Genomic DNA, 15,011 nt, shown 5'->3' with positions numbered 1-15,011 from the left:
GCTGTTCAGACTGGAGTTTTGAATCAAATGAGCATTCCTTTAATTTTAGATATTGCGATTGGCTTAATTTTTATTTACTTGATATTAAGCTTACTCGCCTCCGAAATTCAAGAACTAATTTCCACCTTATTACAGTGGAGAGCGGAACATTTAAAAAAATCGATAGAAGTGTTAATTGCCGGCGGCAATAATGACAATGAAAATGCTCAGAAAGCTCGAACTCTGGCGAATTCACTTTACGATCATCCTTTGCTGAGAAACCTTAATCAAGAAGCAAAAGGACTGATGGCAAAAACATTCCGCAAAATTAGTGATACGTTCATTAAGCTGGGTCGCCAGATGTTGCCGAAAGATCGAGATATTTTTGGTAATAAGGATAGTGGCCCTTCTTACATTCCGCCAGAATCGTTTGCGCGGACGCTAATTGACACTTTAAAAATTAAGAAATTGGCTCAATTGCTGAGTCTTGCCAGAGTTGAGAAATTTAAGCAAGATCGATTGCTTCAAGAAATTGGATCACTTGTTAGGGAAGCCGGTATTTCAGAAGACAGCAAAGCACTGGTTGAAAAAGAGCTGAATAAGTTCGCTCAAAGCCTTGAAACAATTGTTGCGGATCTGAAAGCGGAAAGAACTACCTTGGAAATGAGCATTGAGCGGATGTCTGATAAGTTAGATACTTATATTAGCAATTGCAAGATCGGGTTGCCGGCAGATGATCCATCTAGCCAGATATTTTTGAGCCGGCTGCAATTACTCAAACAAGATATTTTTGGAGACAATGAAAGAATAGTATTGCTAGGAACGCTTAAACCAAAATTGCAAGAAGTGATGCAAGTCATTGCCAGAACTCCTGAGCTTTATTCAGAATTTGAACAAGCTGTTAACGATCCAGAGAGTCCGACTTATATAGAAATTTCAAAATTAATTGATACCTTACCCAAGTCTCTAAAAGATAGTATATCCGAACTCGCTAACCGCGTTAAAAGTGGCAGTGCAAGCATTGAGGATGATCTAACTCAATTGCAAATTCAAATTGAAACTTGGTTTGATCGCTCAATGGATCGAGCTTCTGGGGTTTATAAACGCAATGCCAAAGGTGTGGCGATTTTAATTGGCTTGCTCGTAGCTGGAATTGCTAATACCGATACATTCCATATTGTCGGGAGTTTATCAAGAAATTCGGTTTTGCGGGCAACAATCGTTCAAAATGCTGAGCAGGTGGTTACTCGAAATCCAGAAGGAACCGCAGCCGGTTTAACTAAGCTTAAAACAGAAATGAGAGAGGCACTTTCAGATGTTTCTATCCCGATTGGCTGGAGTAAAGCGAATCAGAGACAACAATTTAGAGAAGGATGGAAAATTCCTTATCTCAAGCAGATTGCGGGGTGGATTGTGAGTGGCTTGGCGATTTCTATGGGTTCCTCCTTTTGGTTTAATTTGCTGAACAAACTTGTGAATGTCCGCAATACCGGCAAATCAGACTTCCCTAAACATGAGCAGCAAATTATACCTGAAGTAACTGAGCAGTCATTAAAAACAAAGTGAAAAGGGTTGGGAATGCCGGCGTCAGATTTCCTCTTTCAAGCTGCAACCAGCAGAGGTTTAAATTTGTGGCCAAATTGTAAAAGGTGAGCCTAGTTTCTCTACCAAATGTTTCCCTTGTGAAACCTCACAACTTTTTCTTCTATCGCGCGATAGAGTTATAACTTACAAAGCTAAAGATTAAGACTGGAAATTCTCCAGAGATTCGGCTTCTGGGAAGAGTCGATAGGAATTTGTCAAGACATAACCTGACAGAGAACATCTTAATCCGTGATCTAGCTCACAGTAAACTCCCTATATTTCTCGATAAAGTGAATATAAGTTAGGGAGTTAAGAGGCATTCTTTGGTCAGGCAATAGCTCTTCTAGGTAAAACAACGGTAGAAGCCGAAGACTTCGCTGTGAGTGCAGCCAGAACGAAACCTCCTCGCAAATTGCTGCAATCGGCTAAAGACATCTCAGAGGATAATCCTCAAGAATATAGCGTACCTAATTGGCAAGTACCCGCCGGGTTCGTCCTCCAAGGATAAATTTTATAAAGTAATTGTAAAGAATGGGGCAAGTTGAGTAAAAAATTGCAAAATAGTAATAATTTTTAAGGCATCTGAAAGGTGAGTTCTGATTTGTGGTCGCTGGCTTTTGCTTTGTATCAATCTAAGGATGGGGGCTGGGGAAATGGACGAGTTAACTAAACATCTAGAGCAACGTAATGCCGAACTGGAGCAAAAGGTTGCTGAATTGAGCCGGCAAGTGCAGCGTAAAGACTTGCGCCTTAAAGAAGCCATGACACAAATGAAGCAGATGCAGGAGCATCTGGTTCAGATGGAAAAGATGTCGATGCTGGGTCAGATGGTTGCCGGTATTTCTCATGAAATCAATAACCCGATTAACTTTATTTACGGGAATTTACCGTATGTAGAGGAGCATATAGAAGCGCTGTTAAAGGTAATAGACGTTTACCAGTCGGCTTATCAAATAAATGCTGCGGTTGAGGATGTACTTTTAGAGGTGGAACTAGATTATGTTCTAGAAGATTTGCCGCGTATTGTGGAGTCGATGAAGCTGGGTGCGGAAAGAATTCGAGAATTGGTTCTCAACTTACGCAATTTCTATCGCCTCGACGAATGCCAGATGAAAGAAGCGGATATAAATTCCGGCATTGAAAGTACGCTGGTAATGCTGCACAACCGTTACAAACAAAAAATTGAAATTGTACGGCAATACGGCGAACTGCCGCCGGTGGAGTGCCACATTAACCAGTTGAGTCAGGTGTTTATGAATCTTCTCAGCAATGCGATTGATGCGTTGTTAGCAAAAGAGGCAAAAAATGGGCAGTCGGATGAAGAAATTGCTGCCGGCGCTTCTAACAAAAAGCAAATTGCGATTGCTACACAACTGGTGGGTGCCGACCGAATTTCGATCAGTATTTCTGATAATGGGCTGGGGATTAATCCGGAAGTGAAAACCCGTGTATTTGAGCCGTTTTTCACGACGAAACCGATAGGCGTTGGCACGGGATTGGGATTATCTATTTCTCACCAAATTGTCACGGAAACTCACGGCGGCAATATTTATTGTTTTTCAACATTGGGTGAAGGGACAACTTTTATTGTAGAGCTGCCGGTGTATCAGTCTAACAGACGCGAGGCTGAGGAACGATCCTTAATCATTAATTAGTGAAAAAAAAACGTTAAAAGATGAAAAGAAGTTGCAGATGCAAAGTTGATTCGTGGCGACTAATTTCTATTTGACGGATAAATTCTCGGAAGTAAAATCGACGCTCTGATTCTGATAAATCTAGCCAAAATTGCGGGATAGAAACAGCTTGGGCAATCTCGCGTAAATTCACTGGCGGCAGTTGAGCTAGCCGGCTTTGCAGTTCGGAAATTTCTGTGCGGAGTTTGTAGGCACGTAATTCTGCGGTTTCTGTGTCGAGAATGCCGGTGGCAGTGAGGTTGGGAAGTTGAGAAAGGATGTCTTGCTTAGTTGCAATGGTGCCGGCAATTCCACTTTTGATTTTATCCATATCTGGCATATTGATGCCGGCAACTGCACGGGGTAAATCCCGACAAATTCCCTCAATTGTTTGCTCTAAAACTTGCTCATAAGGAATGGCTTTACATTTGGGTTGTTTAGGGCAGGCGGTGGGGCGCAGATAGAGATATTCCCGATCTTTGCGAAAGGTGGTAACGCGAGACACTGTCATTGATGAGTGGCATTCCCCGCATACAACCAAGCCGGAGAGGGAACGGGGAGCACTGGCGGTACGGGGAGGCATCCGCCGGTTGCGGCGCAAAATTCGCTCGACTTGGGCAGCTTCTTCCCGTGAAATAATTGGGACGTGGGTGTTAGAAATAACTTCGCCATTTTGATATTCTAAATCGCCCCGATAAACAGGATTTGTTAGCCACTGCCGGCCTGTAGAAACCGAGATTTTTTTACCGTGTTTTTGCTCTAAATAGCGCACAGCACCGCGCAAGGAACCATAGAGAAGAAACTGTTCAAAAAAGTCTTTAACCACCGGCGCGGCACTGCGATCAAGGGCGTAGCGATCTTTACCTCTGCGGTATCCGTAGGGGGCTTTACCGGGAGGTGGCAAGGCTTTAATGCGATTGCGGGCGTGTCCTTGACGAATGCGCCGGCTACGCTGATTTTGCTGGATTTCATTAAGCAGTTGGAGTAAGGCTGCTTTTTTAAGTTCTAAGTCCTGAGTTTGTATTTCTGAGTTGGTGGCAATCAATTTGATGCCCAAAGATTCAATTTCAGAAAGGTGATGGCATACATCCTGCACTGAATCACCCAATTCTTCTAAACGTCGAATTAATAAATAGTCAGGGGTTTCGGTTTGGCAATCTTGTAAAAGTTGCTGAAGTTGTGCCCGTTCGCCTAAGTCTTGATAAACGCGATCTACTTCCCAACCCCAGATAAAGCGATCAGGTGCCGGTTCAAACAAAGGATCGGTGTAAGAATAAGCAATGATTTTCATTGCAAGATTAATTGACCCAATCGCTTTAAAATGCTTAGGACGTTGTAGAAATCTTCATTTCCTCGTCGAAGCGTGAATTCATAGGAATAGGCATATTGGGGTGTTCCTTGCTTAGACAGTTTTAAGAAAATAAAATTACTGCCATTTGTGATAAATCCAAAGGCGGGTTTTTCTGTGGCGGGGTTAGCCAGCATATAAGCCAATGCTTGTGGCATTGCCGGTTCAAGGGATAAGCCACCGCGTTTAGATTCGATGGCGAGTAACCACAATTGATTTCGCAACATTAAAACATCAATGCGTCCCTGAACAACTTCGTCTTCATCCTCAATAGAGATTTGCACCGGCACTTCTGCTTCGACTTTAAAAGGAGGTTGGTAAAAGCCGGCTAGATCCAGCAGCGGCGATAGCACCACCATTTGCACGAGGCTTTCTATCATAGGGCGACTCTCAGTCAAGTGCAAATAATTGCTCTTAACCCGATCTAAAGTTTGTTTTTCTAGATTAGAAAGTTCCGGTAAATTCGTTGACCATTCTGTAAAAAATTGGTCATTATAAGTGCGTTGTAGATTGAACTTTTCTTGCAAATATTCCAGGAAAAGATTACTAGCTGGAATGGCTCGAACCATAACATTAGTAAAATGTGAGGTTTTTGACTGATTGTTTATTATCTCATGCCGGCACCGTTCACTCGCTCAGCTCAATTATGTTACCATCTGGATCTTGAGTAAATAAAGCAGCGCGACCGGATGCACTCATTTGGATTGAGCATCCATGAGCGATTAACCCCTCTTTCGCAGCTTCTAAATTAGTAACTGAGAAAGCGATGTGCCCGCTGCGTCCCAATTTTTCAGAATTGATTTGAGCTGAGGGAATATCTGAAGCAACAATCAAGTGAATTTGAAAGTCTCCAACTTGATACCAAGCACCGGGAAATTTTAGCACTCGCTCTACTTTTGACAGTCCTAAAACTATCCCATAAAAATGCTCAGCTCGTTCAAGTTCAGAAACGATAATTGCGGCGTGAAGACATTGAGTGATTTCCATAGCTGTATTGAGTGATGGCAATGACTAATTAAGTTAGTAAGGGCGTAAGATAGTGCAATAGCAATCGTAACGCTGATCTAACTCATGCAACCACTTTCCTTGGATATAAATTTGCCGAATTCTGAGCCGGCAAAAGTTATCTGGTTTCAGCAGATGTTGGATTCATTGGGGGTTAGTCGTGGTTCAGCTTGGCCGGATAAATTTGGCCAATCTCTGCGCCGGTTGCTGAGCGAACTTCATTATTCTCCCATTAAAACGCTGAGTTTATTTTCCGGCGGCGGTGGACTTGATATTGCTTTCCATGATGCCGGCTTCGAGATTGTTCAAATGGTAGAACTTGAAGCTAAGTATGTACAAACTTTGGTAAAAAATTCGCAGCCAGAGAAATTATTAGAAAACTGTCAACCGCTGTGTGTTGATATTAGAGAATTTTTCCCCAATTCCGATTTAAAAATAGACTTTATTATTGGTGGGCCACCCTGTCAAACATTCTCAGCAGCAGGACGGAGAGCATCTGGGGTTTCGGGAACCAGTGATGCGAGAGGAACTCTGTTTAAAGAGTACGTGCGCCTTCTTAAAACATTGCAACCCAAAGGCTTTTTATTTGAAAATGTTTATGGGATAATTGGCGCTCAAAATGGCAAGCCTTGGAAACAAATTCAAGAGGCTTTTAAGGATGCCGGCTACACAATTCATTATCGCATACTCGATGCCGCTGATTATGGCGTTCCCCAACATCGAGAGCGCTTATTTATTGTAGGATTGAAAGAAGGCAATTATTTATTTCCTTGTCCAACACATGGGCCTGATTCTCCGAACAATGAGCCTTTTTATACAGCAGGAGAAGCGGTTGCCGGCACGGTTATATCAAAAACAGAATTAGCAGCAGAAATTGGCGGTCGATACGGTCATCTTCTTGCAAATATTCCACCGGGTTTGAATTATAGTTTTTATACAGAGGAAATGGGACATCCTCAGCCGATATTTAGCTGGAGATCGAAGTTTTCTGATTTTTTATATAAAGCTGATCCTGAGATGCCGGTGCGGACAATTAAAGCACAGGGAGGACAATATAGCGGCCCTTTTAGTTGGGAAAACCGGCAATTCACTATTGCAGAACTGAAGCGGCTGCAAACTTTCCCGGATGCTTATGAAATCGTAGGTAATCGCTCAGTTTGTATTGAACAGATTGGTAATTCAGTCCCACCACAACTAGGGCGAATTTTAGCACTCAGTATTTTAGAGCAAGTGATGGGGAGAAAGTTACCATTCCCCATGAATTACTTGCCGGCAGACAGGGAACTTGGGTTTAGAAAGCGCAAGCGTCAATTAACAAAAAGATATGCTCAAAAAGCTCAGAAAGCAATTGCTGTTTTTTTCAATACCGGCTCATCAACTCAATTAGCTTTTCATGGAGAAGCAGAGCGATTTTTATCTCCTGAGTTTGATTGGAATAAAAAAGCAACTCCTAATAGTGTCAAAATTGATTTAACTTATAATTTGAACGAATGTAGCTGGCTCATTTCAGCAGGAATGGATGAAAAGGGAGAAAATGAAAATCAATATATAATAGAAATTTGCCCAGCGCTGGGACGTAAAAATTGGAATTTAAATACAAGCAAGGTTAAATTATGTGCTAAAAATTTAAATAAATCTGTTTATACCTGCCTTTGGAAAGCCTTTGAAGAAAAATTGATTGAAGTGACAGGTAAAGCTGATTTAGTTCAACTTTCTGGATATTACCAATATCCTCCGCGCATCAGTGCAGAAATAACGTTTCATCACTCATTAACCGTCGATCCTTTCTGGGTTGTGGTTCAATGCGTCGTGAGGGGAATCGGAGTTGCAACACAAATGCCGGCTCAAAAATTGGCAGCGTTGTGGAAAGTTAAGGAAAAGGATGTATTTTCTTACTTGAAATCTTTACGCAGTATGGGTTATGAAGTGAGGAATCACAATACAAACTCTCAAATTACCCAAGGAGAGTATTTAATTCCCTATGCCTTTCCAACCCTATCGCCGCGAAGCGTACAACTTGGCAAAAATTTAGGTTTAGGTTGAATTAACCACAAGGAACCGGATTAATCAAGATGTCTTAGGAATGAGCCGGCATTAGGAAATTTGAGACTGACTCACCCGCTACGGAAAAATTTACAGTAAGATAACCACTAACAGCACTAATTTTATTTTTCCGATGAAACAAGTTTCAGAACAAAAGCCTTTTAGTCCTTGGGACTACAAACCTTGGTGGTGTCAACCTTGGTCAATTCTCCTCACCGGCATCACCCTGATCAGTGGTAGCTGGTTCCTTTTTAAAATTATCTGGGTAACTTTGATTGTTGCTGTGCCGGTGTTAACCTGGATGGGCTTTTTTCTGTTAATTTGGCCTAAGCTTATGAAAGAATATTACCAGCAATCAGTTCAAAATTCACCCCAAAGTGAATGAGAATAGCAATATGGGGAGGGTGCCGGTGATAAACAAGAAAGGTAGATTGCTGAAGCTGTGAAGTCTCTGGTTGGTTAGACGGAATTAATAAGGGTAGCGACATCTGATGTTCTTTGGTGGCTGTATGGGGTATTCTATTGACGACATTAGGTGCCGGTGCTTTGATGGAATGGACAGGTTTACTCTGGTCTTCAAGGAGGGTTTGCACCTTTTAAGGCGATTCATGTGGTTCAAGAGCAGGGGAAGTTTGCTTGGAATTTGATGAAGTGGAACTTGCAGAGTCTTACTGATCTAGAATATAAACAAGCTCTTCAGAGTTTAAGGTCTTACTTAAAACTTGTCTGTTGGCATTCAAAGTTAAGTTGCCTGCAAGGTTATCTGTAAGACTGTACTCAAGAAGTAAGCTGCTAAGTCGCTGCTTGTAGTTCGTATCCAAATACGCTAGACTACCCCGTTGGGTCGGATATCCTAACAAGAGGGAGTGAATGGCTAAAAGCATCTCTACAGTAGATTTGTTTTGTGGTGCTGGAGGACTAACGTATGGGTTTGAGCAAGCAGGTCTTCCAGTCAAAGCTGGATATGACATCGATCCAGCCTGTAAGTTTCCATACGAACACAACAATAAAGCAAAATTTATATTGCAAAATGTAGAAGATGTAAGCGGTTCTGATTTGGCTGAGCATTTTTCTGCAGGTAGCATTAAAGTTTTAGCAGGATGCGCCCCCTGTCAACCATTTTCAAGTTATTCAAGACGTTATAACGATCAACACTCGACGAAGTGGAAGCTAGTGCAAGATTTTGCTCGTCTGATTGAAGAGTGCGAACCAGATATTATTTCAATGGAGAATGTACTTCAGTTAAAACATCATTCAGTTTTTGAAGGATTTATCGCCCGGTTGAAAAAGTTAAACTATTGCTTTGAGTCTTATGAGGTTAACTGTCTAGATTATGGAATTCCTCAATCTCGAAAGCGATTAGTATTACTTGCTTCAAAATTTGGCCAAATTAACCTAATTCCACCCACACATGACCCAAATAATTACCAAACAGTCGGACAAGCTATTGAAAATTTAGAATCCCTTTATGCGGGGCAAGTTTCTAAAATAGATCGACTCCATAGAAGTAGTAAGCTTTCTGCGCTAAATCTGCGCCGTATTCGTGCTTCCAAACCGGGAGGAAGTTGGCGAGATTGGCCTGAAGACTTAATTGCAAAATGCCATTTAAAAACGAGTGGTAAAACCTATCCTGCAGTATATGGTAGAATGGAATGGGATAAACCTAGTCCAACTATTACTACACAGTGTTTTGGTTTTGGTAATGGTCGCTTTGGTCATCCCAAACAAGATAGGGCTATTTCTCTCAGAGAAGCAGCTTTATTACAAACTTTTCCATCAGCTTATCAGTTTGTAGCCCCTGATGAACCAGTGAAGTTTGCTCTAGTAGGACGATTAATTGGCAACGCTGTGCCTGTCAAGCTTGGTCAAGTTATTGCCCAAAGTATACTAAATCATATTGAACAGGTTAGTTAAGGAGTGCCTAAAGTAGATGAGTCTAAATAGTCTTGATTTGATAAATATTGTTCAATATTTTGCAGTATTTGCCTTAAATATATGATTGTTTTATTCTTAACTTCTAATAATTGCTCTGCGGTTTGATCTTTTCCTACTTCTGCAAAAGATTTAAAGCCATGCGCTAAATCATTTCTATTTGACTTAATTATAAGCAAATCTGTTCCATCACCTGTTTTTGTAGGGTCAGTAAAATGTGAAAATCCATACTCAGTTGCCGTCCTTCTTATTTTTCTACAATCAAGGTTTCCAGAAAAAAGATCTTCTTTATCAAACCCAGCAATAATAATATCAATGGAAATAGCCGTTATGCTTAAATATATTTTGTCAGGATCTCGCTTCTTTAAGTTTTTGAGAACAATTCTTTTCAGTTCAGGTCTAATTTGGTCGTAGGAAACTCCTTGAGTTTGCAGTTCATCAAATATAGCTTGGATTGCGTTTCGCATTGTTGCTTCTACTAGGTTATAGAGCAACAGAAAACCACTAGCTTTTAAGGTCTTGATTAACTCAGAATTAATTTCTTTGATTTTTGGGATTCCTCCCTTACCTTCCAGACTTAATTTAGTAGTTCCCTGCTCCAAACTCTTTAAGAACATAAAATATTTGCTCACTTCTCTGGAGCGTTCATTGAAATCCTGAAATAATGCGCTAGTCATGATTTACGGAGAAGTTGATCGCGAACATATTCAATACGCTTAATTACTTTAGGTCTGGAGTTGCTTGCATCTGAGGTAGTATATTCCTTGAATTCGGGTGAGTCAAGCCACTTTATTGACTTTGGTTGAATATCGCTGTTTTCCCTCAAGGCAAGTGCAACACCTACAGAAATTGCCTCAAATCGAATTCGAGGCGTCTTTACATTACCTTTTGATTTACTAAATCCATTTGGAAAGTATTTTTCAACAAAGTCTAACATTTTGTAAAATTCAGAGCGCATACCATCTTGATTAATTCCAGGATGGTTGTGTTCTTCTAAATATTCATTAAGAAACACATTAACCTGTCTTTCAAAGTTCTGATAATTATTTAAGTATGCAAAAAAACGTAACACAAATTCTTCAGGCTCCCGTTTGCGGACAAGTGCTTCTGAAAATGGACATAGTTTACGAAATTTGGTATTTTTGCCGAGTTCTTCAAGAAGTTTGACAAATGGGCCAGGAGATATGCCTCTCCGCTTCTCCATATCATTTAGTTCGACGCTACCTGTGTTGATGCGTTCAAACATATCCCGTCGTGTTTCTTCATCAGCTTTCTCAGTCAGCACAATCATGCGAATGGTAGCACGGTTGAAGCGTCTCTGTCTTGCTAGCGGCAAATCGCTAAATTTGAAGTTATTAAGCTTCTTTAGCTTTTCTAGTTCACACAGCTTTAGCTCGTTATTGAGAAATCTATCTAAAGTACGGATACGTTGGGTTCCATCGACAATTTCTAACCGAGCTAAATCATCCTCATCATCTTCTTGCTCTGGTCGCAAATCAGCAACAAAAATATATGGTATGGGTAGTCCTAGCAAAAGAGATTCAATAAACTTTGACTGCCGAGGTTCCTCCCAAATCATATCTCGTTGATAGTCTGGTATATACAACTCATTGGTATCTTCATCCAGCCCATCTCTGTATTTTTTGACAAGCACTTCCACTGGATATTCTTTTGTGTCATAGTCAACTACTTTTTGCTTTTCTCGAATTTCGACTTCTGCGGCTTCTCTTTGTTCATCTGTAATTTCTGAGTTGGGTGATATTTTTGGGGCTTTTGGCATATTGATCTCCAGCTCTGGCAGAATGGGTGTACCAGAAGTACAGAATAGTGAAACCTTAGTTGGGACATCTACGATTTTAACCGCTATAGTCTACCGCCATACGGGCGACCCTCACTCATCAGCGTTTCATCAGAAATGCTTTCGCGTAGCGTGCCGTAGGCAACCCTTGCACCGGCCATAGCTGTTTAAGCAATTCTGATTTATCTAAAAGTGCTTTGGCAAGAGCAGGTTTGGGATAGAACATCAAATATACAGTGGGAGCCATTGCCCTTGAGTGATTGAGGATAAATCAAAAAGCTCTACCTATATAGCATATTGACGATCCACATAAATGTTTCAGTTGCAAGTAAAAGATAGTGGTTAAAATTTGGTCAGGTAATTTGACCACTATGCCCCAGATGTCGAGAAAACAAGACTACATCATCAGCAATTTGCTGCTTACTTATGAGCAAATAACTTTGGTTGTTCCACCGGCTCTTCAGTTCCTAAATAAATTTTGCGCGTTCCTTTCGGAACATGAATCCAGCCTAAATCCTTAAGCCGGTGTTTTAAATTCGAGATTGTCACGCCAAGTTCATCAGCCATTGCGTACAAATCAGACCACCGCGTTAAATTTCGCCCTTCTCGTTTCTCTTCTAAAATAGAGCAGGGCATCAGCAAACAGGAGGCAAAATATTGCGCCTGCCACTCAATCGATTCAATTTTAGATTGATTGCTCGAACCCCGGCAGACAAAAGGCTCTAACGGATCTACCGGCTCAATATCCAACCCCAATTCTAATTGCTTCGCCACCCCATCCACTTCATCATGATTAATGTGAAGCACCCAATGACCGATTTCATGAGCAATAGTAGATTCTTGAAACCCTTGGGGCAAATTCAAAATCTCTTCATTAATCTCAATTTGCCGCAACGAGGGCAGAATCCGGGCTGCGATCGCCCCTTCCTCATCGGGGGGGATGCAGTCCCAAACTACCCCTAGATCCAGAAAATCAGCCACCAAACTCGCCTCAAAAGGCCATTTGGGAGTAAAATTCGGCGTCAAATCCATCCGCCTCAGCAAGTCATTCGCCCGACGCTCAATTTCTGCCTTGGAATAGAAGCGATACGGTTTGAATAGACTCACAATTACTCGCCCCCGTTATCTGCCTGTGTCGCTGCCTGGAACACTTGTTGAGCAAAATCAGGATTTTCCCGCATCCGGCGGAACAGAACTGACATATCTTTGTAGTTCTGCTTAAGAAAATCTTCGTCCCCTTGGGGAATCCGACCGGCCAGGAAAATTAACTCTTCCTCGTTTAAATCTAGATTCCGTGCCAAAGCGCGAATCACGTCCTCTTTAGGAGCATAATCACCGCGATCGTTCTCTAGCTTGGATAGGTATGTAAAATCCAGCGAGAGTAACTTAGCGAGCTGTCTCTGGCTGTATCCCTTCGCTTTACGCGCATTCAGGATCAACTGTCCAAACGTCTTGTTCACATCTTCTGCTTTTCTTACTGCATCTGCATTCTACGCAAATTTGAATAAAAAATCAACAATACCCTTGACGAAAAAATCAACCGTGCGTTAGGATAGGCTTAGTTGACGAGAAAATCAACGTATCGACCTTACCCGTGGAGTAATAACCCAAAATTGAATCGCTCAAGACACTATATATAGTGTAGCCAAAATTTCACCGGCTACAAAGCGCAGCACGCAGGGTGGAGACGCAATCAGTTGCAGAAGCGTCGGCGCTGTGCCCCATCCATCAATAAACAGTGCCACGGCACACGGAGAAGTCCCCAGCTCTTTTGGGAGAATTACAATGCTCAAAACTTGGACAGATACTCACTACAAACTGGCTGAGAGCGACTGGCTTTATATCGCCAAGCACGACCAACAAAGTTCAGCTTCTCTCGTTTGTCCTGGCTATGCACGGGATGGACAAGGCTTCAGCATCCACTTCACCGTAGCCCACATTGAGCTGCTAGAGCAATTAACTGAAGTGTTGCGTGACATCAAATCTCAGTCAGCAGCCGCAACTGAGCACAGCCAGCCGGCAGTTGAGATGTATGCAGAGCAACGGGTGCGTGCTGCAACTGAACAGGCGATAGGCGTCGGTGCCGGCAGCGAATATGCAGCGCATCCAAAGCCGGTGTCAACCCATCAACCTCTGGTTTCTTACCCAGTCGGGCGCGAAAAGTAACCAATTGCGAGCGAGTGAATAACAAATGGCGAATCAAGCTCGAAATAAACAGCAAACAAACAACAATAAACTAGGAACTGAATTTATGTCTGAACATCCTAAACTTTCTGTCTTTGGTTGCAAACCGGCTGATGCAATTATTGTCCCAGAACTTCCCCTGTCAGTCCGTAATAATTGTCAGTCTGGGCGCTGGACAATTGGCGATGAGGAATATGGTTCTAAGCTGGCGATGACGATTTTAAAATTTAGCAAATTCTTCGGCAGCCTCGGTCAAACTCACCATACACTTTGGGGACAAATTTGGTTTGTTGCGGAAGCCGGCGATATGCCTCAAGGCGTCGTCATGTGTACATACATTAAAGGCCGCTCCTTGAGCGATTTCAACCGCAAAGTCACAGAAATTATGGCGCGGGGCATTGAGCCGGCAGAAGGCATTTTTGTGCCAGATTTCGTTAAACACTCCGGTCAAAAGCCAGATGAAACCGGCATTTTGAAACCGATTAATTACTATTCGCTGAAATGGGAATGGTACGAGCGCGGCGCGAAATTCCCGAATGTCTCTGATCCGCTGCTGAAACAGCTAGATGCCACGTCCGATAAAGCTTGGAGCCGGCTCGATCAAGTCGCAGTCGCGCTGGAAGATGAAAACAATCAAGCCCGCTTGCTGGATCTGGAAGGCACAAAACTCATGGCTTGTCTGGATCACTTACCGCCCCATGAAATTGTCCGCTTAATGGCGGCTCATGCCAATGGAAATGGCGCTAGCGAAATGCTGCTGCCCCATAATAACGTCAGTGAAATGGAAGCAAGCGTCGTTAACTAAAATCATCAGTCTGGATGGTGTCCCCTGCTACCATCCAGACTTGCATTTGTTGAACTTTGTATAGATAGAAATAGGAAGGGTATCAACTAATACCAAGTAGCTGGGTAAGTGCGGCTTATTTACTCCCGGCATAGATAACGGGTAACAGGTAATGGAGATGACCATTACCCATTACTGATTATCGATTACCCGGTTATTACAATTCTATCTAAGCCCAAGGCAAAAGTGCTACAAAGCCGGTTTCAGTTTTTCAGCAATCTTTAACTTTAAGAGCCATGAGAACCAATCCCACAAACCGACTGAGTGAAATCGTCCTTAACGCTCAATTGGAAATTGGTGACGCTTTAAGCCAAGACACGCTAGAGCATCTAGAGGATCTCCATGAAGATTTAGCCTATGTGTCTCAATCCATCGAGCAAGCACAAGCTCGTTTTGCAAAGGTACTCGCAGAAAACCGGCAGATGAAGGCATTTCTGCTGCAAACGGTGAAAGAATGCTGGTGTGTGGAAGGCAACCGCTGCGCCCGGTGTCAGAACACTTTGCTCACTCTCAGCCATTTCGAGGTTTAGAAAATTTTAGATCGCCGCCAAGCTTGAAAAAATTGCAAATATATTTTGCCGGCTAGATTTAACACCACGAATTAAATTGCCGGCTAACCGG

Annotated in this window: 16 protein-coding genes; 8 read left to right on the top strand and 8 right to left on the bottom strand. The window is 42.3% G+C overall.

Going from position 1 to position 15,011, the window contains the following annotated elements; translation table 11 throughout:
- Positions 1-27: 27 nt before the first annotated feature.
- The gene (locus tag H6F73_RS19135) at positions 28-1,545 is read left to right on the top strand and encodes a hypothetical protein (protein ID WP_190760360.1); all 1,518 of its coding nucleotides are present in this window, start codon (positions 28-30) and stop codon (positions 1,543-1,545) included.
- 671 nt (positions 1,546-2,216) lie between these two features.
- Complete coding sequence (locus H6F73_RS19130) at positions 2,217-3,218, top strand: ATP-binding protein (RefSeq protein ID WP_190760359.1); 1,002 nt, start codon at positions 2,217-2,219, stop codon at positions 3,216-3,218.
- 13 nt (positions 3,219-3,231) lie between these two features.
- Here the strand turns inward: H6F73_RS19130 and H6F73_RS19125 are convergent, their stop codons facing one another.
- The 3 genes from H6F73_RS19125 to H6F73_RS19115 are packed head-to-tail and all read right to left on the bottom strand — an operon-like array spanning position 3,232 to position 5,571.
- Positions 3,232-4,527: a recombinase family protein gene (locus H6F73_RS19125; protein WP_190760358.1), complete on the bottom strand. Its 1,296-nt coding sequence runs from the start codon at positions 4,525-4,527 to the stop codon at positions 3,232-3,234.
- Complete coding sequence (locus H6F73_RS19120) at positions 4,524-5,153, bottom strand: type I restriction endonuclease (RefSeq protein WP_190760357.1); 630 nt, start codon at positions 5,151-5,153, stop codon at positions 4,524-4,526. Before H6F73_RS19120 ends, H6F73_RS19125 begins: the two co-directional genes overlap by 4 nt.
- A gap of 58 nt (positions 5,154-5,211) precedes the next feature.
- Positions 5,212-5,571, bottom strand: coding sequence for a VOC family protein (locus tag H6F73_RS19115; protein ID WP_190760356.1), 360 nt, complete (start codon positions 5,569-5,571; stop codon positions 5,212-5,214).
- A gap of 84 nt (positions 5,572-5,655) precedes the next feature.
- On the opposite strand from H6F73_RS19115, the gene H6F73_RS19110 reads away from it, so the two are divergent.
- The 3 genes from H6F73_RS19110 to H6F73_RS19100 all read left to right on the top strand — a co-directional run bounded on the left by H6F73_RS19110 (position 5,656) and on the right by H6F73_RS19100 (position 9,546).
- The gene (locus H6F73_RS19110; RefSeq protein ID WP_190760355.1) at positions 5,656-7,632 is read left to right on the top strand and encodes a DNA cytosine methyltransferase; all 1,977 of its coding nucleotides are present in this window, start codon (positions 5,656-5,658) and stop codon (positions 7,630-7,632) included.
- A gap of 133 nt (positions 7,633-7,765) precedes the next feature.
- On the top strand, positions 7,766-8,017 hold the full coding sequence (locus H6F73_RS19105) for a DUF6737 family protein (RefSeq protein ID WP_190760354.1): 252 nt from the start codon (positions 7,766-7,768) through the stop codon (positions 8,015-8,017).
- A 485-nt stretch (positions 8,018-8,502) separates the two neighbouring features.
- A complete protein-coding gene (locus H6F73_RS19100) occupies positions 8,503-9,546 on the top strand; it encodes a DNA cytosine methyltransferase (protein WP_190760353.1) in 1,044 nt (347 codons plus the stop codon).
- Here H6F73_RS19100 and H6F73_RS19095 read toward each other — a convergent pair.
- From H6F73_RS19095 to H6F73_RS19075, 5 genes are all read right to left on the bottom strand, one after another.
- Positions 9,543-10,241 (bottom strand): MAE_28990/MAE_18760 family HEPN-like nuclease, encoded by a 699-nt coding sequence (locus tag H6F73_RS19095; protein ID WP_190760352.1) that lies wholly within the window; start codon positions 10,239-10,241, stop codon positions 9,543-9,545. The two genes, H6F73_RS19100 and H6F73_RS19095, sit on opposite strands and share 4 nt — an antisense overlap.
- Positions 10,238-11,344: a DUF262 domain-containing protein gene (locus tag H6F73_RS19090; protein ID WP_190760351.1), complete on the bottom strand. Its 1,107-nt coding sequence runs from the start codon at positions 11,342-11,344 to the stop codon at positions 10,238-10,240. The genes H6F73_RS19095 and H6F73_RS19090 overlap by 4 nt, the downstream gene beginning before the upstream one ends.
- Positions 11,345-11,462: 118 nt before the next feature.
- Positions 11,463-11,609, bottom strand: a complete 147-nt coding sequence (locus tag H6F73_RS19085) for a hypothetical protein (protein WP_242072542.1) — start codon at positions 11,607-11,609, stop codon at positions 11,463-11,465.
- Between the two features lie 173 nt (positions 11,610-11,782).
- On the bottom strand, positions 11,783-12,469 hold the full coding sequence (locus H6F73_RS19080) for an ImmA/IrrE family metallo-endopeptidase (RefSeq protein ID WP_190760350.1): 687 nt from the start codon (positions 12,467-12,469) through the stop codon (positions 11,783-11,785).
- 2 nt (positions 12,470-12,471) lie between these two features.
- On the bottom strand, positions 12,472-12,822 hold the full coding sequence (locus H6F73_RS19075) for a helix-turn-helix domain-containing protein (protein WP_190760349.1): 351 nt from the start codon (positions 12,820-12,822) through the stop codon (positions 12,472-12,474).
- Between the two features lie 325 nt (positions 12,823-13,147).
- On the opposite strand from H6F73_RS19075, the gene H6F73_RS26675 reads away from it, so the two are divergent.
- From H6F73_RS26675 to H6F73_RS19060, 3 genes are all read left to right on the top strand, one after another.
- On the top strand, positions 13,148-13,528 hold the full coding sequence (locus H6F73_RS26675) for a hypothetical protein (RefSeq protein WP_242072541.1): 381 nt from the start codon (positions 13,148-13,150) through the stop codon (positions 13,526-13,528).
- Positions 13,529-13,613: 85 nt separating this feature from the next.
- On the top strand, positions 13,614-14,351 hold the full coding sequence (locus H6F73_RS19065; protein ID WP_190760348.1) for a hypothetical protein: 738 nt from the start codon (positions 13,614-13,616) through the stop codon (positions 14,349-14,351).
- Positions 14,352-14,626: 275 nt separating this feature from the next.
- A complete protein-coding gene (locus H6F73_RS19060) occupies positions 14,627-14,920 on the top strand; it encodes a hypothetical protein (protein ID WP_190760347.1) in 294 nt (97 codons plus the stop codon).
- The last annotated feature ends 91 nt before the right edge of the window (positions 14,921-15,011 follow it).

This window comes from Microcoleus sp. FACHB-68, from assembly GCF_014695715.1.
In the GTDB taxonomy this organism is placed as follows: Bacteria; Cyanobacteriota; Cyanobacteriia; order Cyanobacteriales; family Oscillatoriaceae; genus FACHB-68.
Note: the sequence above shows the minus strand (reverse complement) of the source record. Positions and strands in the feature narration are given on the sequence as shown.